General features: G+C 69.8%; 22 protein-coding genes. 17 read left to right on the top strand and 5 right to left on the bottom strand.

What is annotated here, in order from left to right:
- Nucleotides 1-256 precede the first annotated feature (256 nt).
- The 8 genes from V2J18_RS11990 to V2J18_RS11955 all read left to right on the top strand — a co-directional run bounded on the left by V2J18_RS11990 (nt 257) and on the right by V2J18_RS11955 (nt 11,506).
- Nucleotides 257-1,885, top strand: a complete 1,629-nt coding sequence (locus V2J18_RS11990; RefSeq protein ID WP_336131889.1) for a TldD/PmbA family protein — start codon at nt 257-259, stop codon at nt 1,883-1,885.
- Nucleotides 1,886-1,905: 20 nt separating this feature from the next.
- Entirely contained in the window at nt 1,906-3,240 is a 1,335-nt protein-coding gene (locus V2J18_RS11985; RefSeq protein WP_064748270.1) for a TldD/PmbA family protein, read from the top strand.
- A gap of 79 nt (nt 3,241-3,319) precedes the next feature.
- Nucleotides 3,320-4,021, top strand: a complete 702-nt coding sequence (locus tag V2J18_RS11980; RefSeq protein ID WP_064748269.1) for a DUF4159 domain-containing protein — start codon at nt 3,320-3,322, stop codon at nt 4,019-4,021.
- Nucleotides 4,022-4,305: 284 nt separating this feature from the next.
- Nucleotides 4,306-5,322 carry an AAA family ATPase gene (locus V2J18_RS11975; RefSeq protein WP_336131888.1) on the top strand — a complete coding sequence of 339 codons (1,017 nt, stop codon included), beginning with the start codon at nt 4,306-4,308 and terminating at the stop codon, nt 5,320-5,322.
- Between the two features lie 10 nt (nt 5,323-5,332).
- The gene (locus tag V2J18_RS11970; protein ID WP_064748267.1) at nt 5,333-6,226 is read left to right on the top strand and encodes a DUF58 domain-containing protein; all 894 of its coding nucleotides are present in this window, start codon (nt 5,333-5,335) and stop codon (nt 6,224-6,226) included.
- Nucleotides 6,223-7,413 (top strand): BatA domain-containing protein, encoded by a 1,191-nt coding sequence (locus V2J18_RS11965; RefSeq protein ID WP_336131887.1) that lies wholly within the window; start codon nt 6,223-6,225, stop codon nt 7,411-7,413. The genes V2J18_RS11970 and V2J18_RS11965 overlap by 4 nt, the downstream gene beginning before the upstream one ends.
- Complete coding sequence (locus V2J18_RS11960; RefSeq protein WP_336131886.1) at nt 7,410-9,635, top strand: hypothetical protein; 2,226 nt, start codon at nt 7,410-7,412, stop codon at nt 9,633-9,635. The genes V2J18_RS11965 and V2J18_RS11960 overlap by 4 nt, the downstream gene beginning before the upstream one ends.
- Nucleotides 9,632-11,506: a carboxypeptidase regulatory-like domain-containing protein gene (locus V2J18_RS11955; RefSeq protein WP_336131885.1), complete on the top strand. Its 1,875-nt coding sequence runs from the start codon at nt 9,632-9,634 to the stop codon at nt 11,504-11,506. Before V2J18_RS11960 ends, V2J18_RS11955 begins: the two co-directional genes overlap by 4 nt.
- A gap of 244 nt (nt 11,507-11,750) precedes the next feature.
- Here the strand turns inward: V2J18_RS11955 and V2J18_RS11950 are convergent, their stop codons facing one another.
- The 5 genes from V2J18_RS11950 to asnS all read right to left on the bottom strand — a co-directional run bounded on the left by V2J18_RS11950 (nt 11,751) and on the right by asnS (nt 15,455).
- A complete protein-coding gene (locus tag V2J18_RS11950; protein ID WP_336131884.1) occupies nt 11,751-12,536 on the bottom strand; it encodes an SDR family NAD(P)-dependent oxidoreductase in 786 nt (261 codons plus the stop codon).
- 157 nt (nt 12,537-12,693) lie between these two features.
- Nucleotides 12,694-13,329: an FMN-binding negative transcriptional regulator gene (locus V2J18_RS11945; RefSeq protein WP_064748263.1), complete on the bottom strand. Its 636-nt coding sequence runs from the start codon at nt 13,327-13,329 to the stop codon at nt 12,694-12,696.
- A gap of 8 nt (nt 13,330-13,337) precedes the next feature.
- Nucleotides 13,338-13,679, bottom strand: coding sequence for a hypothetical protein (locus V2J18_RS11940; RefSeq protein ID WP_064748262.1), 342 nt, complete (start codon nt 13,677-13,679; stop codon nt 13,338-13,340).
- Nucleotides 13,676-13,981, bottom strand: a complete 306-nt coding sequence (locus V2J18_RS11935) for a hypothetical protein (protein WP_064748261.1) — start codon at nt 13,979-13,981, stop codon at nt 13,676-13,678. Before V2J18_RS11935 ends, V2J18_RS11940 begins: the two co-directional genes overlap by 4 nt.
- 73 nt (nt 13,982-14,054) lie before the next feature.
- The gene (asnS, locus tag V2J18_RS11930; protein ID WP_064748260.1) at nt 14,055-15,455 is read right to left on the bottom strand and encodes an asparagine--tRNA ligase; all 1,401 of its coding nucleotides are present in this window, start codon (nt 15,453-15,455) and stop codon (nt 14,055-14,057) included.
- 294 nt (nt 15,456-15,749) lie between these two features.
- Here asnS and V2J18_RS11925 point away from each other — a divergent pair, with 294 nt between their 5' ends.
- The 9 genes from V2J18_RS11925 to V2J18_RS11885 all read left to right on the top strand — a co-directional run bounded on the left by V2J18_RS11925 (nt 15,750) and on the right by V2J18_RS11885 (nt 22,586).
- Nucleotides 15,750-16,088: a HesB/IscA family protein gene (locus V2J18_RS11925; protein ID WP_064748259.1), complete on the top strand. Its 339-nt coding sequence runs from the start codon at nt 15,750-15,752 to the stop codon at nt 16,086-16,088.
- Nucleotides 16,089-16,214: 126 nt separating this feature from the next.
- Nucleotides 16,215-18,017 (top strand): DUF885 domain-containing protein, encoded by a 1,803-nt coding sequence (locus V2J18_RS11920; protein ID WP_336131883.1) that lies wholly within the window; start codon nt 16,215-16,217, stop codon nt 18,015-18,017.
- A 246-nt stretch (nt 18,018-18,263) separates the two neighbouring features.
- On the top strand, nt 18,264-18,692 hold the full coding sequence (gene rpsF, locus V2J18_RS11915; RefSeq protein ID WP_064748257.1) for a 30S ribosomal protein S6: 429 nt from the start codon (nt 18,264-18,266) through the stop codon (nt 18,690-18,692).
- Between the two features lie 11 nt (nt 18,693-18,703).
- On the top strand, nt 18,704-18,934 hold the full coding sequence (gene rpsR / locus V2J18_RS11910) for a 30S ribosomal protein S18 (RefSeq protein ID WP_031372470.1): 231 nt from the start codon (nt 18,704-18,706) through the stop codon (nt 18,932-18,934).
- Between the two features lie 199 nt (nt 18,935-19,133).
- Entirely contained in the window at nt 19,134-19,586 is a 453-nt protein-coding gene (rplI, locus tag V2J18_RS11905) for a 50S ribosomal protein L9 (protein ID WP_064748256.1), read from the top strand.
- A 366-nt stretch (nt 19,587-19,952) separates the two neighbouring features.
- Entirely contained in the window at nt 19,953-21,365 is a 1,413-nt protein-coding gene (locus tag V2J18_RS11900; protein ID WP_064748255.1) for a replicative DNA helicase, read from the top strand.
- A gap of 147 nt (nt 21,366-21,512) precedes the next feature.
- Nucleotides 21,513-21,938 carry a nuclear transport factor 2 family protein gene (locus V2J18_RS11895; protein ID WP_425606106.1) on the top strand — a complete coding sequence of 142 codons (426 nt, stop codon included), beginning with the start codon at nt 21,513-21,515 and terminating at the stop codon, nt 21,936-21,938.
- 85 nt (nt 21,939-22,023) lie between these two features.
- Nucleotides 22,024-22,257, top strand: coding sequence for a hypothetical protein (locus V2J18_RS11890; RefSeq protein WP_141233493.1), 234 nt, complete (start codon nt 22,024-22,026; stop codon nt 22,255-22,257).
- Entirely contained in the window at nt 22,254-22,586 is a 333-nt protein-coding gene (locus tag V2J18_RS11885) for a glycine zipper 2TM domain-containing protein (protein WP_064748253.1), read from the top strand. Before V2J18_RS11890 ends, V2J18_RS11885 begins: the two co-directional genes overlap by 4 nt.
- Nucleotides 22,587-23,036: the final 450 nt, after the last annotated feature.

Raw genomic sequence — 23,036 nt, 5'->3', positions numbered from 1 at the left:
GGACGCCGAGGCTTCGCCGATCGCACCCGGCCAGCGATCTGGCGGTCGGCGGTCTAGGTCGAAAGTCATGCCCGCAACGCAACATCGGCACAATCGCCTGCATTGCCGGGTGATTGTTCGCCCGATTCGGTACGCGTCGTGCGCAAACGTGCCGGTATGCACTTGACGCCCGTGAATGACGCTGCGCACATTCCGGCGGGTTCATTCACTCATGCCCGGCGCGCTCGCGCGGGGCCACTCAGGGCAGGACAATCACGTGGACAGACGCAACTTCCTGGGCATGACCGGGCTCGGCATCGCCGGTCTGATGATTCCCTTCGGCAGCGCTATCGCCGCCGAAGCGCTGCTGGTTCCGCTCGACGTGGCGCGCAAGAAGCGCCTGGCCGACACCGCGCTGACCGCCGCCCGCGGCGCCGGCGCCAGCTACTGCGACGTGCGTATCGGCCGCTACCTGCGCCAGTTCGTGATCACCCGCGAGGACAAGGTCGAGAACGTGGTCAACACCGAGTCGACCGGCATCGGCATCCGCGTGCTGGTCGACGGCGCCTGGGGCTTCGCCGCGACCAACCGCCTGGACGACAAGAGCGTGGCCGAGGCGGCCAGGCAGGCCGCGGCGATCGCCCGCGCCAACGCCAAGACCCAGACCGCCAAGGTCGAGCTGGCCCAGGCCCCGGGCGTGGGCGAGGTGGCCTGGAAGACTCCCATCCGCAAGAACGCCATGGAAGTGCCGATCAAGGACAAGGCGGACCTGTTGTTGAGCGTGAACGCCGCCGCGCTCAAGGCCGGCGCCGATTTCGTCAACTCGATGCTGTTCCTGGTCAACGAGCAGAAGTACTTCGCCTCCACCGACGGCTCCTACATCGACCAGGACGTGCACCGGGTGTGGGCGCCGATGACGGTCACCGCGATCGACAAGGCCAGCGGCAAGTTCCGCACCCGCGAGGGCCTGTCTTCGCCGATGGGCATGGGCTTCGAGTACCTGGACGGCGCGGCGTCGGGCAAGGTGGTGTCGCCCAACGGCGTGGTCAACTACAGCCACTCCTACGACATGGTCGAGGACGCGATCGCCGCGGCCAAGCAGGCGCGGCAGAAGCTCACCGCGCCCTCGGTCAAGCCGGGCAAGTACGACCTGGTGCTCGATCCCTCGCATACCTGGCTGACCATCCACGAGTCGATCGGCCACCCGCTCGAGCTCGACCGCGTGCTCGGCTACGAGGCCAACTACGCCGGTACCAGCTTCGCCACCGTCGACAAGCTCAAGTCGGGGTTCAAGTACGGCAGCGACCAGGTCACCGTGTTCGCCGACAAGACCCAGGCCGGCAGCCTGGGCGCGGTCGGCTTCGACGACGAGGGCGTCAAGACCAAGCGTTGGGACCTGATCAAGGACGGCGTGCTGGTCGACTACCAGACCATCCGCGACCAGGCCCACATCCTGGGCAAGACCGAATCCGACGGCTGCTGCTACGCCGACTCCTGGTCCAGCGTGCAGTTCCAGCGCATGGCCAACGTGTCGCTGGCGGCGGGCAAGAACAAGCTCAGTGTCGCCGACATGATCAAGGACGTGGAGAACGGCATCTACATCGTCGGCGACGGTTCGTTCTCCATCGACCAGCAGCGCTACAACGCCCAGTTCGGCGGCCAGCTGTTCTACGAGATCAAGAACGGCAAGATCACCGGCATGCTCGAGGACGTCGCCTACCAGATCCGCACGCCGGAATTCTGGAACTCCTGCGTCGCCGTTTGCGACGAAAGCGATTACCGCCTCGGCGGCTCGTTCTTCGACGGCAAGGGGCAGCCGGGCCAGGTCTCGGCGGTCTCGCACGGCTCCGCCACGGCGCGCTTCAACGGCGTCAACGTCATCAACACCGCCCGCAAGCTCGGCTGACCGGCGCAGGAGAAACGACCATGAGCATCTTCACCGAAGCCGAAGCCAAGGCCATCCTGGACAAGGTCATCGCGCTGTCCAAGGCCGACGAATGCACCGCGACCCTGACCGGCTCGATCGACGGCAACATCCGCTTCGCCCTCAACGACGTTTCGACCAGCGGCATCGTCAGCAACGTCGACCTGGCCGTGCAGGTGGCCTTCGGCAAGCGCGTCGGCGTGGCCACCATCAACGAGTTCGACGATGCCGCGCTGGAGCGCGTGGTGCGCCGCGCCGAGGACCTGGCCCGCTTGGCGCCGGAGAATCCCGAGTTCGTGCCGGCGATCGGCAAGCAGGACTACAAGCCCAGCCCGACCTTCAGCGAATCCACCGCGGCGATCGATCCCGAATTCCGCGCCAAGGCCGCCTCCGATTCGATCGCGCCGTGCCGCGCCGGCAAGCTGACCGCCGCCGGTTTCCTCGAGGACGGCCAGAGTTTCGTCGCCATCGCCAACAGCAACGGCAACTTCGGCTATCAGAAGGCGACCAATTTCAACTACACCTGCACCGTGCGCACCGACGACGGCCGCGGTTCGGGCTGGGTCGGCCGCAACCTCAAGGACGCCGCCGACTTCAAGGCCGACAACGAAGTGCGCATCGCCATGCGCAAGGCGACCGAGTCGGCCGAGGCCAAGGCCTTGGAGCCGGGCAAGTACACGGTGATCCTGGAACCGGCCGCGGCCGCCGGGCTGATCTCGTTCATGATGGGGTTCTTCGACGCCCGCCAGGCCGACGAAGGCCGCAGCTTCCTGTCCAAGAAGGGCGGCGGCAACAAGCTCGGCGAACAGGTCTACGACAGCCGGGTCAACATCACCGCCGATCCCTGGGACGCCCGCGCCGCGGTGCTGCCCTGGGACAACGAAGGTCTGCCGCGCGAGAAGATGGCCGTGGTCGAGAACGGCAAGATCGCGGCGCTGGGCTATTCGCGCTACTGGGCCCAGAAGCAGGGCAAGAAGGCGGTCGGCCGGCCGGGCAATCTGCTGATGGCTGGCGGCGACAAGTCCACCGCCGAGCTGATCAAAGGCACCCAGAAGGGCATCCTGGTCACCCGCACCTGGTACATCCGCCTGGTCGACCCGCAGACGGTGCTGCTGACCGGGCTGACCCGCGACGGGACCTTCTACATCGAAAACGGCGTCATCAAGCACCCGGTGAAGAATTTCCGCTTCAACGAATCGCCGGTGATCATGCTCAACAACATCGAAGAACTCGGCCGCCCGGTGCGGGTGGCGGGCGACGAGTCCAGCTTCGTGATGATGATCCCGCCGATGAAGCTGCGCGATTTCACGTTCACCTCGCTTTCGGACGCGGTCTGAGCATGGCGGTGCGGGACGGTTCGCCGCTGCGGCATCGCGGACCGCCCCGGTCGGCGCACGCCGGCAGGCCAGGGCGGCGGTGAACCGCGCCGCCTTCCTGCGCCTGCTCGCCGGCGGCCTGGCCGGTGCCTGGCTGGCGCGCTCGCCGCTGGCGCGGGCTGCGGCCGATTACGACTTCTGGTTCACCCGGCTCAAGTACGACTCCGGCGACTGGGACGTGGACCAGCGCATGCCGGCCAATCTGCTCACCGCGCTGATCGACTACACCGACCTGCGCGTGGACCCCAAGGAACACGTGCTGGCCTTGTCCGACCCGAAGATGCTCGGCGCGCCGTTCTGCTACCTGGCCGGGCACAAACTGGTCGAGTTCAACCCCGAGGAGCGGCGCAACTTCGAGCGCTACGTGCGCAACGGCGGCTTCGTGTTCGTCGACGATTGCAACCACGACATCGACGGCCTGTTCGCGCGTTCGTTCGAAAGCCAGATGGCCGCGATCTTCGGCCGCAAGGCGCTCAAGCGCCTGCCCCGGAACCACCCCATCTACCGCAGCTTCTTCGTTTTCGACGGCCCGCCCGCGACCGGTTTCGAACTCAACGGTTGGGGCGACGACCTGGTTCACGATTACCTGCAGGGCATCGAGATCGACGGCCGCCTCGGCGTGCTCTACAGCAACAAGGATTACGGTTGCGAATGGGACTACGACTGGCGCAACAAGCGTTTCCTGGCCGAGGACAACACCAAGTTCGCGGTCAATATCGCGATGTATGCGTTGATGGGGTGAGGGGCGGGAATGGGGAATAGGGAATAGGGATTAGGGAATAGGGAATAGGGAATAGGGAATCGTAGGGGCACGGGCGAAGGCGCAGGCAAAGGCAGGGCAGAGATTCGGAAAGGCGCGGGAAAGGCGCGGGAAAGGCTAAGGGCCGGGCGCTTGCGACCAGCGCTCGCGCCTTTGCCCCCTTCGACAAAGGGGGTGGCGTCCGCGCAGCGAACGCGGGGGATTTGCTGTTGCTGTTGCTTTCGCTCTTGCCGTTGCATTCGACGCAGTAGGAATCGGGACCAGACATGAACACCAAGGCGGTAGCGGACGAAGTGGGCGGCGAAGCCGGATTGCAGGCGTTGCTGGCGCGATTGGGCGAGTTGCGCGGGGCGATCGCGCAGGCGATCGTCGGCCAGGACGAAGTGGTCGAACAACTGCTGATCGGACTGCTCGCCGGCGGCCACTGCCTGCTCGAAGGCGTGCCGGGGCTCGGCAAGACCTTGCTGGTGCGCTCGCTGGGGCAGGCGCTGGAATTGCAGTTCCGGCGCGTGCAGTTCACTCCCGACCTGATGCCCAGCGACCTGCTCGGCACCGAGCTGCTGGAAGAGGATCACGGCACCGGCCACCGCCACTTCCGTTTCCAGCCCGGCCCCATTTTCACCCACCTGCTGCTGGCCGACGAGCTCAACCGCACCCCGCCCAAGACCCAGGCCGCGCTGCTGGAGGCGATGCAGGAGCGCACTGTCAGCTATGCCGGCGTCACCCATGCGCTGCCGGCGCCGTTCTTCGTGCTGGCGACCCAGAACCCGCTCGAACAGGCCGGCACCTATCCCTTGCCCGAGGCGCAGCTCGATCGGTTCCTGCTGCATATCCGGGTCGGTTATCCGAGCGAGAACGAAGAACACGACATCCTGCGCCAGACCACCGGCAGCCGCGGCGCACAGGTGCCGCGGGTGATGCACGGCGCGGACCTGCTGGCGCTGCAGGCGCGGGTGCGCGAGGTGCATCTGAGCGAAGACCTGCTGCGCTGGATCACCCGCCTGGTGCGCGCCAGCCGGCCCGGCGACGGCGCGCCGGCCGAGGTCCGGCAGTGGGTGAAGTGGGGTGCCGGCCCGCGTGCCGGCCAATCGCTGGCTTTGGCCTCCAAGGCGCGCGCCCTGCTGCACGGGCGCCTGGCCGCGACCCGCGAGGACGTGATCGCCCTGGCCGCGCCGGTGATGCGCCACCGCCTGTTGCTGTCGTTCGCGGCCGAGGCCGAATCGCGCAGCGCCGACGACGTGGTCGCCGCGTTGCTGCGCGCCTTGCCCGCGCCGGACGCCTGAGCCGGCGCGGATGCACGAGCTGATTCCGCCGTCGGTGCGGGCGCGCCTGCGCAGCCTGAGCCTGGTGTCTCGGCGCGCGGTCGGCGCGCACGGCCTGGGCCAGCACCGCAGCCGCAGCCGCGGCGCCGGCCTGGAATTCGCCCAGTACCGCGCTTACGAGCCCGGCGACGAGCCGCGCCAGATCGACTGGAAGCTGTACGCGCGTTCGGATCGTTTCTTCGTCCGCGAGGCCGAGCGCGAAAGCCCGCTGGCGCTGTGGCTGCTGATCGACGCGAGCGCGTCGATGGGGCAGGGCGACGCGGCGCGTCCGGGCTGGAGCCGGCTCGACGCGGCCAAGGCTCTGGCCGCGTGCGCGGCGGAGCTGGCGCTGCGCCAGGGCGATCGTTTCGGCCTGATCGCATTGCAGGAAGACGGTTTGCGCCTGATCGCACCGGCGACCGGTACCCGTCAGCGCGACCGGCTGTGGCGGGAGCTGCACGCGCTGCGCGCACGCGGCCGCTGGCCGGCGCCGGAGCGGCTGCGGCCGCTATGGGAGCGCATCGGCGCCGGCGATCTGGTGCTGATGCTCGGCGACGGCTTCGACGAAGCCGCGCTCGACGTGGCCGAACGGCTTGCCGCGGCGCGGCGCGAAGTGTTGAGCATCCGTATTCTGACTGTGGAAGAGCGCGACTTTCCGTATCGCGGCGGCCATCGCTTCCGCGATCCGGAAACCGGAGAGGAGTTGCTCGGCGACGGCGCCGACTTGCGCGAGGACTTCCTGCGCCGCTTCGCCGCCGCGCGTCGCGCGGTCGATGCGCGCCTGCAGGCCTGCGGCATCCGCCATGCCGAGTTCGTGCTCGACGAAGCACTGGATCTGCCGTTGCGACGGCTGTTCGGCGGCCGCGACGCGGCGGAGGGCGCGTGAGTCTGGCGCTGTTGCTGCCGCTGGGCTTGGCCGCGCTGGCGGCGTGGCTGTTGCCCATGTTGATCCACCTGGCGCGGCGCAGCGAACAGTGGCCGACCGACTTCGCCGCGCTGCGTTGGCTGCGGCACAGGCCGAAGCCGCGCCACCGGCTGCGCTTCGAGGATTGGCCGCTGTTGCTGCTGCGCCTGTTGTTGCTGGCCTTGCTGGCGCTGTGGCTGGCGCGGCCGGTGCTGTCCGGCGCCGAGGGCGACCGGCCCTGGATCGCACTGGCGGCGGGTGCGGACCCGAGCGCGGCGCGTGCCGCGGCCGCCGCGCACGACGCGGAACTGCGTTGGTTGGCGCCGGGCTTTCCGAGCGTCGCCGACGGCGCTTCCGCGCCGCCCGCCGAGGCCCGCGCTGTGCCGGCCGGCAGCTTGTTGCGCGAACTCGACGCGCTGCTGCCGGCGCAGACCCGGCTGACCGTGTTCGTGCCGGAACGTCTGCATGGCCTGGACGCGCAAAGGTTGCAGCTGTCGCGGCGGGTGGAGTGGGAGATCGTTGCCGGCAACGCATCGCAGCCGCCGGCGACGCCGGACGCGACGGTGCCGCCGCCGGCGTTGCGGTACGTCGCCGAGCGCACGCCGGACGCGCGCTACATCCGCGCCGCGCTGTCGGCCTGGGACACAGGCAGCGCCGGGCCCCACCGGCCTGCCGACATCGCAACCGCGTCGACGCCGCCGCGGTCGGACGCGAACGGCTTGATCTGGCTCGCGCCCGGCGCGGTGCCGGCAGCGGTGCTGGACAAAGCGCGCAACGGCGCCATCGTACTGCTCGATGCGCAGGCGCAATGGCCGGGCGGCGTCGGCACACGGCGTGCGGCGGCGTGGCGCGATCGCAGCGGCGCCGTGTTGGCGGAGGGCGTGCACTATGGTCGCGGCCGCCTGCTGCGATTGACCCGCCCGTTGGCGCCGGCGCAACTGCCGGAACTGCTCGAACCCGGTTTCGTCGCCGCCTTGCGTGCGATGTTTCAGCCGCTCCCGCCGGCGCCCGCCCTGGCGCTGGCGCGCGACATGGCGCCGCGCACCGGCGCGGTCGCCGCGGCCCTCCCGCCGCAGGATCTGCGTCCTTGGCTGGCCGTGGCGATCGCGCTGGCGGCGCTGTTGGAACGTTGGCTGGCGACGCGAGCGCGCGGCGGGAGTGGGCCGTGAACGCAGCGGCGGCCGCGCAACGACTGCAACAAGCGTGGCGCGCGGCGCGCTGGCGCCGTGGCCTGGATCGCGCCGCCTTGGCGTTGCCTTGGGCGGCTGCGGCCGCCGCAGTGCTGTGGCGCGCGTCCGGCGCCAGCCTGGCTGCGGCCGGTTTCGCGTTCGCCGCGGTCGTGGCGGCGGCCTGGGCGTGGCGCGCGGCGGCCGCGTTCGACCGGCGCTGGCTGATCCGCCGGCTCGACGGTCTGCGCCGCGACATGGACGACAGCGCCGAACTGCTGTTCGCGCGCAGCGAAACGCTCAACGAACTGCAGCGCCTGCAGCGGGCCCGGTTGCAAGCGCGCCTGGCCGCCGGCGCGCCGCCCGACCTGCGACCGGCGTGGTCGGGTCGAGGTATCGCCCTGTCCGGCGTCGCCGCCAGCGTTGCGATCTCGGCCGTCCTGCTGTGGCCGACCTCGCCGTCGGCGCGGCGCGAAACCGCACTGGCGCCGGCTCCCGAGGTGGCAGCGGCGCCGGGACAGCCGCGCCTGCTGGCGCAGAACCTGCATGTGCGCGCGCCGGCTTATACCGGGCTGCCGGCGCGCGACGAACCCAGCTTGCAAGGGCGCGTGGCCGAAGGCTCCAGGCTGGATTGGACCTTGCGGTTCGCACCGCAGCCGACGGGCGCCGAACTGGTGTTCCTCGACGGCCAGCGCCTGCCGCTGCAGCGCGGCGAGGACGGCGACTGGCGTGCGCAACGCCCGCTGATCCGCTCCGCGCTGTACCGGATCGTCGCCCGCGGCGCGCCGGCCGCGCAGTCGCAGCGCCTGCATCGGCTCGACGCGATCCCCGACCGGCCGCCACAACTGCGGACGATCGCGCCGGATCGCAGCCTGAGTCTGGTCGGACCCGATCAGCGTTCCTGGTCCTTGATCTTCGATGCCAACGACGACTACGGTCTCGCCGCCGATGCCAGCCTGCGCGTCACCCTGGCCCAAGGCAGCGGCGAGAACATCGTTTTCCGCGAGCGGACCCTGCGCGTGCCCGGCCGCGGCGGCGCCGCCGCCAAGCGCTATGCGCACCGGCTGGACCTGGCCGCGCTGGGCTTCGCCCGCGGCGACGATCTGATCGTGCAGTTGAGCGTCGACGACAACCGTCGCCCGCAGGCGCAAAACGTGCGCAGCGCCAGCCTGATCCTGCGCTGGCCGGCCGACCAGGGCAGCGAAGCGACCGGCGTGGAGGGGCTGGTCAAGACGGTGATGCCGGCTTATTTCCGCAGCCAGCGCCAGATCATCATCGATGCCGAGGCGCTGATCGCGCAACGGCGCAAGCTCGAGGGCGAACGCTTCGTCCAGCGCTCCGACGCGATCGGCGTGGATCAGCGCCTGCTGCGGCTGCGCTACGGCCAGTTCCTTGGCGAAGAGTCCGAGGGCGCGCCGCCCCTGCCGACCAGCGATGCGCACGACGACGGCGACGCCGAGCGCGATGGCCAAGGCCGCGACGGGCACGCGCAGGCGGGGGGCGAGGGCGGCGTGGCGGACAAGCCGGCAGCGCCGGACGAAGACGGACACGACCACGCCCGGCCGCCCGTGCCCGCGCGCTTCGGCGAGGCCGGTTCGGTGCTGGAGCAATTCGGTCATACCCACGACATCGCCGAGGCGGCGACCTTGCTCGATCCCAAGACCCGGGCCTTGCTCAAGTCGGCCCTGGACGAGATGTGGCAGTCGGAGCTGCACCTGCGCCAGGGCCGGCCGCAGCAGGCGTTGCCTTATGCCTACCGCGCCCTGCGTTTCATCAAGCAGGTGCAGCAGGCGAGCCGGATCTACCTGGCGCGTGTCGGCCCGGAACTGCCGCCGATCGATTTCACCCGTCGCCTGAGCGGCGAGCGCGCCGGCCTGGCGCGACGCGACGATCCGCTGGCGGCGGCGACTGCGGCCGATCCCTTGCCGGCGGCATTGTGGCAGGCGCTGCAGCCCGTGCCGGGCGCCGCCGCGGCGCCGGTGGACTACGCCGCGCTGGAACGCTGGCTCGACGCGCATCCCGAGCGCGTGAGCGACCCGCTCGCCTTCGCGGCCGCGCTCGATGCGGTCCGCCAGCGCAGCGATTGCGCCGACTGCCGGGCGCGTTTGCGCGCCCTGCTGTGGCCGGTGCTGGCGCGACCGCCGGCCGCGGTATCGCGCCGCGCCGCGGGCGATGCCGGCGACCGGCGCTATTTCGAGGCCTTGCAGGCGGAGGCCGGGCGATGACTCCGGGCCTGCTGACCGCCGTGGTCCTCGCCCTGGCGTCGTTCGCCGGCATGCTGCGCTTGCTGTGGCGGCAGTACCGCGCCGAGCCCCCGCACCGCGCGCGCGCCTGGCGCCTGGGGCTGTTGTTGCTCGCCCAGCCGCTGTGCGCGGCCTTGTTGCACTTGACGCTGTTCCCTCCGCCGCTGCGCACGCCGCAGGCGGAGCTGACGGTGTTGACCGCGGCGGCGGCGCCGGGCGCGTTCGCCGCCGATACGGCCCGGGTGTCCTTGCCGGAAGCGCCCGCCGGTTTGAGCGGCGAACGCGCGCCGGATCTGGCCACCGCCTTGCGCCGGCACCCGCAGGTACGACGCCTGCGCGTGATCGGCGCCGGCCTGGAGGCGCGCGACCGCGAGGCCGCGCAGGGACTGGCCTTGAGCTTCGTCCCCGCATCGCAGCCGCGCGGCCTGCTCGAATGGTGGCCGCCGCAGCGGGCCGGCCTGGGCAATGCCTTCGTCCTGCATGGCCGCGCGCACGACCTCGCCGGCGGCAGCGCGGAACTGCTCGATCCGGCCGGACAACGCATCGACCGGGTCGAGCTAGGACGCGACGGCGGTTTCCGCCTCGAAGGCCTGGCGCGCGCGGCCGGACCGGTGGAGTTCGCGCTGCGCTTGCGCGATGCGCGCGGCACGGCGGTGGAAACGCTGTCGTTGCCGCTGACGGTGGTCGCGCCGCCGACGCCACGGGTGTGGCTGTTGGCCGGTGCGCCGAACCCGGAGTCGAAGTATCTGCGGCGCTGGGCCGAAGACGCCGGGGTGCGCCTGCACACTCAAGTCGCGCTCGGTGCCGGCCTGCAGATCGGCGACGCGCCGCTGCCGATCGATGCCGCGACTCTGGCCGGTTTCGACCTGCTGTTGATTGACGAGCGCGCCTGGGATGGATTGAGCGATGCGTCGCGGGCTGCGGTGTCGGCCGCAGCGCGCGACGGGCTCGGCGTGCTGTTGCGCGCGACCGGGCCCTTGTCGGCGCGCACCCGGGCGCAGTGGCGCGGACTGGGGCTCGCGCTCGGCGGCGGCGCGGATGCGCTGCCGGCGCGCTGGCCGGCGCAGCCGCGCGACGAGGCTGCGGTGCGGGCGCGGCTGGGGCCGGGCAGTGCCGATGCGCCACGGCGAGCGGACCAGGCGCCCGGCGAGGCGCCGTTGCTGAGCCGGCGTGCCTTGGCCTTGCCGGCGGATGCGCAGATCTGGTTGCGCGCGGCCGACGGCGCCGCGCTGGCGGCGTGGCGCCCCTACGGCCGCGGCCGGGTCGCGGTGTGGACGCTCAGCGACAGCTTCCGGCTGGTGTTGGCGGGGCGCGACGAACTGCATGCGCAGCTGTGGAGCGAGGCGCTGGCCACGGTGGCGCGGGCCGGTGCCGAAGATGCGCCGGTGCGCGACGAGGCGTCGCCGCTCGATCCGTTCCGCCAGTACCGGCGCAGCGCGCTGTGTGGGCTTGGCGATTCGGCCCGGGTGATGCAGCCCGACGGCCGCGTCGCCGCCTTGCCGATCGATCCGGCGGCCGGCGCACGGCGTTGCGCCGGATTCTGGCCGCAGCATCCCGGCTGGCATCTGCTGATCGACGACGAACGGCGCGTGCCGTTCGTGGTGCGTGCGCAGGACGAGGCGCCGGGCTTGCGCGCGAACGAGTTGCGCCAGGGGACCTGGGCGTTGGTGCGGTCGACGCCGGCGACGACCGTCGCCGACGCGGCGCCGCCGCGTTGGTTCGCGCCGGCGGCGTCGGCGCGCATGCCGGCTTGGCCGTGGTTCCTGGCCTGGCTGGCGGCGGCTGCGGCGTTGTGGTGGTTCGAGCGTTCGCGTCTGGGCCGGCGTAACACCGCCTCCGCGGGAGCGGCGTAAGCCGCGACAGCGCCGAGTCGGACGACCCGCCGCGAGGTCGCCGGTCGCGGTTTCGTCGCACTGTGTGGCGGCAGCGGCGCGAGCGGCTGCAGCACATCCTCCCCGCGGAAACGGGAATCCGCGGCGTCATCGCGCCATGGCGCTGAAGCTGCGGATGCCTGCCTTTGCGTAGGGGACGGCAGGCTGGGGGAGGGCGAGTCGCTTGGTCGCGGCTTGCGCCGATCCTACAAGGCGGGCAGGGCGCTCAGATGGACTGCATGCGCCCGCCGTCGACGGCCAGGCTGACGCCGTTGACGTAGCCGGCCGCAGGCGAGCACAGGAAGGCGATGCAGGCGGCGATTTCGCCCGGCTCGGCGAAGCGCTGCGCGGGCACGGTCTTGCGCATGGCCTCGATCACCTCCTGTTCGGACTGGCCGCTGCTGCGCGCGCGATCGGCGATGATCTGCTCGATGCGGCCGGTCCGGGTGTAGCCCGGCAGGACGTTGTTGACGGTGATGCCGTCGCCGGCGAGTTCGCGCGACAGGGTCTTGGCCCAGCCGGCGACCGCGCCGCGGACGGTGTTGGACACGCCCAGACCGACGATGGGCTCGCGCACCGAGGTCGAGATCACGTTGACGACGCGGCCCCAATGCGCCGAACGCATGCCCGGCAGCACGGCGCGGACCAAGGTGTGATTGGCGATCAGGTGGCGCTGGAAGGCGTCGAAGTAGGCCGTGTCGGCGGCCGCGTGGGCCGGTCCGCCCGGCGGGCCGCCGGTGTTGTTGACCAGGATCTGCACCGGTTTGCCGGCGGCCAGGGCTTCGACCTGGGCCGCCAGGCCGGCCGCATCGGCGACGTCGGCGGCGATCCAGCCGTGCGCCTGCGCGCCCTGGCGCGGCAGCGCGTCGGCGACTGCGGCCAGCGCGTCGGCGCGGCGCGCCAGCACGGTGACGTCGCAGCCGAGCAGGGCCAGCTCGTGCGCGGTCGCGCGGCCGATGCCCTCGGAGGCGCCGCAGACCAGGGCATGCTTGCCGCTGAGGTTCAGATCCATACGCAGTCTCCGTTTCGAGGATTTCGATTGATCCGGCCGACTCACCCGGTCGATTCACTCGAACGAGTCACCCTGACGATTCGTCCAGCCGGACCACGGGAGGCGGCGGAGCGGCGCGACCGAGCGCGCGGTCGGTGCGATCGATCCGCGCGCCGGCTCAGTCGCCCGCAGTCGCCGGTTCGGCGCGCTCGCGCATCAGCGCGGCAACGGCGCGGCTGTCGTCGCGGTCCTGCGCCTGCAACTGCGCGGCGACGCTGTCGCGATTGGCCGCGGGGTGGTTCTGGCTGAGCTTGAACTTGAGTTCGATCCGCTCGGCCACGAAACGGAAGCCGACGATGCCGCGCAGCTGGCGGCGATGGTCGTCGCGTTCGAATTCGAAGCGCCAGTCGCTGCCGATGCGGCTTTCGTGGCGGCGGCTCAGCTCGTCGACCAACTGCGCCAGCGCGGTCTCGTCCTCGAACGGCTGCAATTGTCCGTGCAGATGCGCCAGCGCGTAGTTCCAGGTCGGCACCCGCGCCGCGCTTTCCTTGTCCGGGTACCAGCCCGGCGAGACATAGGCGTGCGGGCCTTGCAGCACCACCAGGGCCGGGCCGGCATGGCGCGCCTGCGGGTTGGGCCGCGCCCAGTGGCCCCGCAGTTCGATGCGCTCGCCCTCGCGCCGGTACAGCAGCGGCAAATGGCTGACCTCGGGCGCGCCGTCGCGCACCGTGATCAGGCTGGCGAAGTCGTAGGCGTCGGCCAGGCGGTCGAGCGCGCCCAGGTCGGTCTCGGCGAAAGCGCGTGGCAGGTACATGGCCGGGCTCAGTGCCGTTGCGGCAGTTTCTGGATCATCAGCGCGGACAGGGCCGCATCGTCGCCGGCCTGCGGCGGCGCCAGCTCGGCCAGGACGAAGCCGCGCGAACGCGCATCGTCCTCGTCGAGGCCGTCGAGTTCGACGAACTCGGCGTCCATCAACGCGGCGCGGGCGGTGTCTTCGCTGTCGTAGGGCAGGGTATTGCCGTCGCTGTCGAAGACCTCGGCGGTGCCGGCTTCGCGTACACGCAGCCGGGCCCAGATCACGGTGCGGCCGAGGGTGGCCAGCCACCACTGCTCGCTGCGGGACCCGCCGGCATCGCCGGCGGAGGGGAGTTCGGATTCGGTCATGACACCACCATGGAAAGCAGCCACAACAGGCCGGCGCAGCCCAGTGCGGCGAATACGATCAGCAACGAGATCCGCGCCGGCGTCGCCAGGCCGTCGAGGTTGCGGTCGCCAGCGCCGCGATAGCGCTGGGTCAGCAGCCAGCGCCAGGCCTGCGGGCTGACGAACGCGGCCTCGCCGAGCTCGCCGCGCAGCGCGGGGTGGCGGTCGCGCAGGTGCACCAGCGCCAGCGGCCAGAAGATCGCGAAGGCGCACACCGCGGAGATCGCGATGCCGACGAAGGTCAGGGCCAGGAACAGGATCACTCGCTGCCTCTAATTTGGATTGCGGTCTGGCGCGGGTTCGCCGGCGGCGCCGATCGGCCACGGGAGCCCGCGCTCAGAACTCGGCATTGCCCGGCGCGCGCGGATACGCGATCGCATCGCGGATGTTGGCCAGGCCGCAGACGTAGACCACCAGGCGCTCGAAGCCCAGGCCGAAGCCGGCGTGCGGCACGGTGCCGTAGCGGCGGAAGTCGCGGTACCAGCCGTAGTGAGCCGGGTCCAGGCCGAACTGGGCCATGCGCGCGTCGAGCACGTCCAGGCGCTCCTCGCGCTGGCTGCCGCCGATGATCTCGCCGATGCCCGGGGCCAGCACGTCCATCGCCGCGACGGTCTTGCCGTCGTCGTTGAGGCGCATGTAGAAGGCTTTGAAATGCTCGGGATAGTTCAGCACCACCACCGGGCGGCCGACGTGCTCTTCGGTTAGCCAGCGCTCGTGCTCGGTCTGCAGGTCCAGGCCCCATTCGACCGGGAACTCGAACTTCTTGCCCGACTTCTGCAGCAGCGCGATCGCGTCGGTGTAGTCGATGCGCTCGAACGGCGAATTGATGAAGGCTTCCAGGCGGGTGACCGCGTCGGGCTGGACGCGCTCGGCGATGAAGGCCATGTCGTCGCCGCGCTCGTTCAGCACCGCGCGGAACAGGTACTTGAGGAAGTCCTCGGCGACCTGGGCGTTCTGCATCAGGTCGGCGAAGGCGATCTCCGGCTCGATCATCCAGAACTCGGCCAGATGGCGGGTGGTGTTGCTGTTCTCGGCACGGAAGGTCGGACCGAAGGTGTAGACCTTGCTCAGCGCCAGGCAGTAGGCCTCGACATTGAGCTGGCCGGACACGGTCAGGAAGGTTTCCTTGCCGAAGAAGTCGCGCGAGAAATCGACCGAGCCGTCCTTGTTGCGCGGCAGGTTGGCCATGTCCAGGGTCGACACGCGGAACATCTGTCCGGCGCCTTCGGCGTCGGAGGTGGTGATGATCGGCGTGCTGATCCAGTAATAGCCGTTTTCGTGGAAGAATCGGTGCACCGCCTGCGACAGGCAATGGCGGATGCGGGTCACCGCGCCGAACAGGTTGGTGCGCGGGCGCAGGTGGGCGAATTCGCGCAGGTACTCCAGCGAGTGCTGCTTGGGCTGCATCGGGTAGGTCAGCGGGTCTTCGACCCAGCCCACCACGTCGACCTTGCTGGCCTGGATCTCGAAGCTCTGGCCCTGGCCCTGCGAGGCGACCAGGGTGCCGGTGGCGATCACCGAACAGCCGGTGCTGAGGTGCTTGATCTCGCTGTCGTAGTTGGCCAGGTCGCCGGTCGCGACCACCTGGATCGGCGCGAAGCAGGAGCCGTCGCTGACGTTGACGAAGCTCAGACCAGCCTTGGAGTCGCGCCGGGTGCGCACCCAGCCGCGTACCGTGACCTCGCCGCCCGCCGGAACCTTGCCTGCGAGTGCCTGTTCGACGCTTACCACCGTCATGTCGTGCCGCCTTAGCGCGTTGCGTGTGAGGGAGGGCGATCATAACGGATGGCGCAGGCCGCACGCGCCGGGGGCGCGGCCCGCGGGAACCGCGGCCGCGGTCACGGCGCGCCGATCGGCCGATCCGGCATCGGCGAACCGGCCCGGGTGATCCGCTCCCCGCGGGCGGGCCGTGGCATGAACCCGGGCTTGAACCGGCCGGGCCAGCCGCCATATCGGGAACAGCCGGCCGCGGCCGGACTGCTAACATGAACCCGGCGCCGCGTCAGGCCGCCGCCCCTACGAGAACCCCGCATGGCCGTCACCCTCGCTCCCGCCGCTCTCGCCCGCGTCCAGCACTTCCTGGCCGAATCGCCCGGCGCGCTGGGTCTGCGCTTCGGCGTGACCAAGACTGGCTGCTCGGGCTGGCAGCACACCGCCGACCTGGCGCGCGAGGCGCGCGAAGGCGACACGGTGTTCGAACAGGACGGCGTACGCATCTACGTCGATCCGATCAGCCTGCCGTTGGTCGACGGCACGCGCATCGATTTCCTCAAGCAGGGCCTGGGCGAGATGTTCGTGTTCCAGAACCCCAACGCGACCGCCGAGTGCGGTTGCGGCGAGAGCTTCACTACCTCGGCCGACGCGGCCTGAGGCCGCACGACGCGGCACGGATTCCGCCGGCTGCCGCTGAGCGGCGGCGCGCGTCCCAACTTTCGTCATAAGGCGCCGCCGGCGTCGCCGGCTAGACTCGGGGGCTGTTTCCCGGGAAGCCCCGCCATGCTCCGAACCGTCCTGCTCGCCGCCGCGATCGCGGCCGGCCTCGCCATGCCCGCCGCCGACGCGCTGGCCCGGCCCGAGGCCGCTGCGGTCCAGCGCAACGCCAGCGCCCAAGCCCTGCATCGCCTGTTCGATGAGGAGTGGCAGCGCGGCCTGCGCGAAAACCCGGAAGGCGCCACGTTCAACGGCGACAAGCGTTACAACGACCGCTGGAGCGATGTCAGCCTGGGCGCGATCCAGGCCCGCCAGGCCGCCGACCGCGAGGCGCTGGCGCGGCTGAAGGCGATCGACCGCAGCCTACTGTCGGAAGCCGACCAGCTCAATTACGACGTATTCGCCTGGAACCTGGAAAAGTCGGTGCAGCGGCAGAAGTTCCGCGAGTACCTGATCCCGATCGGGCAGAGCGGAGGCGTGCAACTGGCCGACGGCATCCTCGAGGCCCAGCCGTTCCAGACCGTCAAGGACTACCGCGACTGGCTGGCGCGGCTGCGCGGCCTGCCGGCCCTGATCGAGCAGAACCAGGCGCTGATGCGCGAAGGCGTCAAGGCCGGGATCGTGCCGCCGAAGGTGCTGATGCAGCGGGTGCCGGCTCAGATCGCCAAGCAGATCGTCGACGATCCGGCCAAGAGTCCGCTGTACAAGCCGTTCGCGCGCTTCCCCGAGGGCGTGCCGGCGGCCGAGCGCGCGGCCCTGCAGGGCGAGGCGCAGCAGCTGATCCGCGAGCGGGTGGTGCCGGCCTACCGCGACTTCGCGGCCTATTTCGATAAGGAATACTTGCCGGCCGCGCGCAGCGGCATCGCCGCCAGCGAACTGCCGGACGGCAAGGCCTATTACGACTTCCTCGCCGCCGACTTCACCACCACCGCACTGAGCGCCGAGCAGATCCACCAGATCGGGCTCAAGGAAGTGGCGCGGATCCGCGCCGAAATGGAGAAGATCAAGACCGAGGTCGGCTTCAAGGGCCGCCTGGCCGAGTTCTTCGCCTACTTGCGCAGCGATCCGAAGTTCTTCCACAAGACGCCGGAGGCGTTGCTGACCGCCTACCGCGCGGTGTCCAAGCGAATCGATCCGGAGCTGGTCAAGATCTCCAAGAAGATCCCGCGCCAGCCCTATGGCGTGCGTCCGATCCCCGACAACGTGGCTCCCGACACGACCACCGCCTACTACCTGCCGGGCGCGGTCGACGGCACCCGGGCCGGCTTCTATTACGTCAACCTGTACAAGCCCGAGACCCGGCCGACCTGGGAAATGATCCCGCTGTCGCTGCACGAGGCGGTGCCGGGCCACCACTTCCAGTTCGCCAGCGGCCTGGAGCTGGCCGATGCGCCGATGTTCCGCCGCACCGGCTACTTCGTCGCCTACGGCGAGGGCTGGGGCCTGTACGCCGAGCGCCTGGGCTACGACATGGGCCTGTACGACGACCCCTACGACCGCATGGGCCAGCTGGCCTACGACATGTGGCGGGCGGTGCGGCTGGTGGTCGACACCGGCATGCACAGCAAGGGCTGGAGCCGCGACAAGGCGATCGCCTTCTTCCTCGACAACGCGCCCAAGACCGAGCAGGACGTGGTCAACGAGATCGACCGCTACATCGGCTGGCCGGGCCAGGCCCTGGCCTACAAGATCGGCCAGTTGAAGATCTCCGAGCTGCGCGAGCGCTCGCGCCAGGCCCTGGGCGAGGGCTTCGACCTGCGCGAGTTCAACGACGAGGTGCTGTCGACCGGCTCGGTGCCGCTGGCGGTGCTGGAAAAGCACATCGACGGTTGGATCGCCCGCAAGCGGAGCGGTCTCGGAGAGGGGTGAGATTCGGGATTGGAGGTTCGGGATTTCGCTGAAGCCGGGGCGTCGGGCCTGAACGGCCCTATGCGACGGTCGGCCCGAGTCGGGGCGGATGGCGGCGATTTGCCCCACAGGCCCCGGGCTGCCATACTTTCCGGCTCCCGCGCGGCTTCAGGCCGGGCAGGGGACCTTGCTCCACCGCGCCGTTGCGGCGTTGGGGGGCTGAACCGGGTCGCCGTCGGCGGCCCTTCATCCACAAGGAATCACACCATGCGTCATTACGAAGTCGTGTTCCTGGTCCACCCGGACCAGAGCGAGCAGGTGCCGGCCATGATCGAGCGCTACAAGTCGCTGATCGAAGGCGGCGAGGGCAAGATCCACCGTCTCGAAGACTGGGGCCGCCGTCAGCTGGCCTACCCGATCGAGAACCTGGTCAAGGCCCACTACGTCCTGCTCAACATCGAAGTCACCCAGACCGTGCTGAACGAGCTGGTCGACGGCTTCCGTTTCAACGACGCCGTCCTGCGTCACCTGGTCATGAAGCGCGACGAAGCCGACACCGAGCAGTCGCTGATCATGAAGTTCAAGGACGAGAAGGGCGACAAGCCCGAGCGCGGCGAGCGCCGTCGTCGTGACGACGACAGCGACAACGCTGTCGGCACCGCCGACAACGCCGACGACAACGCCGAAGCCGCCTGAGGATCGCCCCCATGTCCAAGTTCTTCCGCCGCCGCAAGTTCTGCAAGTTCACCGCCGAGGGCGTCAAGGAGATCGATTACAAGGATCTCAACACCCTGCGCCAGTACCTGACCGAGACCGGCAAGATCGTGCCGAGCCGCGTCACCGGCACCAAGTCGAAGTACCAGCGCCAGCTGGCCACGGCCGTCAAGCGCGCCCGTTTCCTGGCCCTGATCCCGTACACCGACAACCACAACGCTTGAGTGAAGCGGTCCGCCCGCTGAAGCGGGCGAACGCTTTGTCCCCCTCTCCCGCTCGCGGGAGAGGGCAGGAGCGAGGGCGCGGGCCGCGCAGTTCTTTCGCGATCCGACCCTTGCCTCCGAGCGCATCCCGATTCCAGCTCTTCGGACAGCGAATCCTGCTGCGGACCTAAAGGCCCGCTAACGAATACGGAGCACACCCATGCAACTGATCCTCCTGCAGAAGGTCACCAACCTCGGCAACCTCGGCGACAAGGTCAACGTCAAGCCGGGCTACGGCCGCAACTTCCTGGTGCCGCAGGGCAAAGCCGTCCCGGCCACCGCCGCCAACCTGGCCGAGTTCGAAGCGCGCCGCGCCGAGTACGAAGCCAAGGCCAAGGCCCAGCTGGACGGCGCCGAAGGCCGCAAGGCCAAGCTGGAAGGCGCGCAGATCACGGTCTACGCCAATGCCGCGACCGAAGGCAAGCTGTACGGTTCGGTGACCCCGCGCGACATCGCCGAGGCGCTGACCAAGGCCGGCTACGAAGTCGGCAAGTCGGAAGTGATCATGGGCGAAGGCCCGATCCGCCGCACCGGCGAATACGACGTGCTGCTGCATCTGCACGCCGACGTCGAAATCACGGTCAAGGTCATCGTCGCGGCCGAAGCCGCCTGATCGACCGCCCGACCGTGGCATGCGAAGGGCGCCGTCACGGCGCCTTTCGCTTTTTTGAGAGTGTGCGTTGGGGTTGCGGCCGGGTCTCAGTCTGAGCGACTCGGGCGGGCGATAGATGGGCAGTTATCCACACCTTGTCCATAGCTTCGCCACAAGTCCACAACAGAGCTGTATGCAACGCCCGCCGGCGCATCGCGGCTACGATGCCCGTCCCCGGTTCTGCGGCCGTTACCCGGCAGTCTGCCGGGCGGCGCGCGCGGCTGGGTCCGCCTGTTACCCATGCCGAGCCTGTGCGCCCAACGTGCCGTGGCTCGTACGGCCGCCGCCGCGGCCGCCGCTTTTGATGAGCAGAGGAACGCCTTTCCGATGAGCGCACGATCCGGTTTCCGCGGCGAGAAGCGTTTCGAGACCCGCGCCGAGCAGCGCGTCGACCAATTGCGGGTGCCGCCGCAATCGGTCGAGGCCGAGCAAGCCGTGCTCGGCGGCCTGATGCTGGCGCCCGACGCCTACGACCGCATCGCCGACCAATTGGTCGAGGAAGACTTCTACCGCCGCGATCACCAGCTGATCTACCGCGCGATCCGCGAGCTGGCCGAGCGCAGCCGGCCGTTCGACGCGGTGACCTTGGGCGAGTGGTTCGACTCGCAGGGCCTGTCCGAGCAGGTCGCCGGCGGCGCCTATCTGATCGAGCTGGCCAGCACCACGCCGTCGGCGGCCAACATCGCCGCCTACGCCGAGATCGTTCGCGACAAGGCGGTGATGCGCAAGCTGATCGAGGTCGGCACCGAAATCGTCAACGACGGTTTCCAGCCCGACGGCCGCGACAGCGGCGAAATCCTGGCCAAGGCCGAGCAGCAGGTGTTCGCGATCGCCGAAGCCGGCGCCCGCGGCCGCACCGACTTCACTCCGGTGACCAAGGCGCTGTCGGAGGCGTTCGACGTGCTGCAGACGCGCTACGCCAACGGCGGCGCGGTCACCGGCTTGCCGACCGGCTACACCGAATTCGACGAGATGACGGCCGGTCTGCAGAACACCGACCTGCTGATCCTGGCCGCGCGTCCGGCGATGGGCAAGACCACCTTCGCCCTCAACATCGCCGAGCACGTCGCCTTCCGCACCAAGAAGGCGGTGGCGGTGTTCTCGATGGAAATGTCGGCCAGCCAGCTGGCCCTGCGCCTGATCTCCTCGGTCGGTCGGGTCAACGCCCAGCGCCTGCGTTCGGGCCAGCTCGAGGACGAGGACTGGGCGCGCGTCACCGGCGCGATCCGCCAGCTGCGCGAGGTCAAGATCTTCATCGACGACACCCCGGGCCTGTCGCCGGAAGTGCTGCGCGCCAAATCGCGCCGGCTCAAGCGCGAACACGACCTGGGCCTGATCGTGATCGACTACCTGCAGCTGATGTCGGTGCCGGGCAACAGCGAAAACCGCGCCACCGAAATCTCCGAGATCTCGCGCTCGCTCAAGCACCTGGCCAAGGAGCTCAACCTGCCGGTGATCGCGCTGTCGCAGCTCAACCGTTCGCTGGAACAGCGCGCGGACAAGCGCCCGGTGATGGCCGACCTGCGCGAATCCGGCGCCATCGAGCAGGACGCGGACATCATCATCTTCATTTACCGCGACGACTACTACAACAAGGAAACCTCGCCGGACAAAGGCCTGGCCGAGGTCATCATCGGCAAGCAGCGATCCGGCCCGACCGGCTCGCTCAAGCTCAAGTTCTTCGGCGAATACACCCGCTTCGACAACCTCAGCCACGACTCGATCGGCTCGTTCGAGTGAGTCGACCCGGCCGGGTCCGCACCGCGATACGCGCGGTTCGTCCCGGCCCCCGACCACCGGCACTGGCCGGGTTTCGGCGCCCGGCTATGCTCGGCGCCGGCGAACCGCTCCGGTTCGCGTCCGCGTTCGATGGAGGCCAGGGTGTCGATGTTTTCCCTGCTGTTTGCCGCCGCAAGCGCCGCCGCACCGGCCGCACAACCCGACCCGGCGACGATCGCCGCGATCGAGGCCACCTGTTTCGATTACGTCGACGGCCAGCTCGAGGGCGATCCGCAGCGGGTGGCCCGCGCCCTGCATCCGGACCTGGCCAAGCGCGCGGTGATCGGCGACACGCCGTACGAACGCCTGGGGCTGCGCCGTATGTCCAAGGAAGAACTGGTCGAGCTGACCAAGCAGGGCGTGCTGAAAACCCCGAAAGAGCAATGGAACCGCAGCTGCCGGGTGCTCGACGTGGCCGGCAATGCCGCGGCGGTGCGGGTGGAAACGCCGTGGTTCGTCGACTACTTCCATATGGGCCGCTTCGACGGCAAGTGGATCATCGTCAACGCGCTCTGGCACAGCAAGCCGCGTTGAGCGCATGAGCGCACGCGGCCGCGCGGACCGGCCTCACGGGCGAGACGCAGCGGCCCGGCTGGATGCCGCCGCCCGGCGCCGGGCGATGAGAGCCCGCGAATCGGTGATGGCGCGCACGTTGTCGAATGCGGCATGGCACCGCGAATGCCGGCGCGCCGATATTGCATCGCCCGTTCAGCCGCACCGCGCTAGCCTGCTGCGCGATGCGGCCGCTGCGCGTCGCACGAACCGCCGCCGCCTTTCGGTTGACGTGTTCGTGACGCAGCGCGGCGCATCGTATCGCTCGATTCTTTCCTCCCTATCATCGGTGCGTCCATGAACTCCAACCTGAAATCCACCCTCGCGATCGTGCTGATGTCCTGCGTCGCGGCGACCGGCGTCGCCGGCGCTCAGAGCAAGTCGAAGAAGACCCCGCGTTGCTACGACGTGGAAGTGCAGCGTCCCAAGCAGATCAAGGACCAGCACAAGATCGCCGGTACCGCGATCGGCGCGGTCGCCGGCGGCCTGCTGGGCAACCAGGTCGGCGGCGGCAACGGCAAGAAGCTGGCGACGGCGGCCGGTGCGGTCGGCGGCGCCTTCGCGGGCCGCAAGATCCAGGAGCACCAGCAGAACAAGACCGAGACGGTGATCGAGCGTCGCTGCGACTGAGCCTGATAGCTCGGGAGTTGGCGCGTAGGAGTTAGGCGGCGGCGGATCGGACGGCGGTTTGCGGGCTGGCCCGTTTTCCGTCGAAGTTCCGCACGCCCGGCGACCGTTCCAGGCTCGAACTCGAAGCCGCGCGGGCTTTTGTCCGCGCGGCTTTTTCGTTCTTGCCGCAGTTCTGTTGGAAAAGTGGGCTAGGGGGATCGGCCTGCCGTAGTTTTCGCCGCTTCCGCCAGCTCGTCGTCGCGGCTTGCGCCGCGCCTACCCCTTGGCGTGCTCAGCGAGACGAATGGGCTGCGCGGGCCAGCGGTCGCGACTCACGCCGCTCCTACAAGAACATTCGTCGCGCGCCGGCGATGTTTCGCGCGGCTGCCACGAGCTGCTGCCATTTTTCCGGCACTGCTGTTCTCCCGAGCTGTCGCTGTTCCCCCTTGAAAATGGGGGAGGGGGATCGGC

This window comes from Lysobacter firmicutimachus (genome assembly GCF_037027445.1).
Classification (GTDB): domain Bacteria; phylum Pseudomonadota; class Gammaproteobacteria; order Xanthomonadales; family Xanthomonadaceae; genus Lysobacter; species Lysobacter firmicutimachus.
Note: the sequence above shows the minus strand (reverse complement) of the source record. Positions and strands in the feature narration are given on the sequence as shown.